The sequence below is a fragment of the Hydrogenophaga sp. NFH-34 genome, from assembly GCF_021401345.1.
GTDB classification, from domain to species: domain Bacteria; phylum Pseudomonadota; class Gammaproteobacteria; order Burkholderiales; family Burkholderiaceae_C; genus Hydrogenophaga; species Hydrogenophaga electricum.
Genome location: NZ_JACBGE010000069.1, coordinates 1 through 573 on the forward strand (window position 1 = coordinate 1; position 573 = coordinate 573).

Here is a 573-nt window from a genome sequence, read left to right on the forward strand (position 1 = left end):
CGGTGACGCCGCCGGTGGACAACAACGGCCCGATCGTGATCCCGGTGACGGTGAACGACGGTCAGGGTGGCACGTTCGAAGGCACGATCACGATCGAGCCGGTGAACCCGCCGCCGGTGGCCAATGACGACAGCGAACCGGCCGAGCCGGAGACCCCGCTGGTGGTGGACCTGACGGGCAACGACACGGACCCGGATGGAGACCCGTTCGAAGTGGTGAGTGCGGAGCTGGCAGACCCGACGCAAGGCACGCTGGTGCGCAACCCGGACGGCAGCTACACCTTCACCTCGGCGCCCGGCGTGAGCGGGCCGGTGGTGATCAACTACACGATCCGAGACCAGGACGGAGCGGAAGACAGCGCCACGCACACGGTGAACGTGGCCAACCAGCCGCCGGTGCTGGAAGACCCGAATCCGGGCGATCCGGAGAGCCCGGAAGTGGACCCGACGGATCCGACCAACCTGATCGTGCCGGCGGTGGACGGCACGCAAGTGACGGTGGACCTGGATGACTACTTCAGCGACCCGAACCCGGGCGACGTGCTGACGATCACGCCGGACCTGAGCAGCCTGC

The 573-nt window shown here is 67.9% G+C and carries 1 protein-coding gene; it reads left to right on the forward strand.

What is annotated here, in order from left to right:
• On the forward strand, window positions 1–573 hold a 573-nt coding region (locus tag L0977_RS25350), incomplete at both ends, for an Ig-like domain-containing protein (protein ID WP_234267700.1).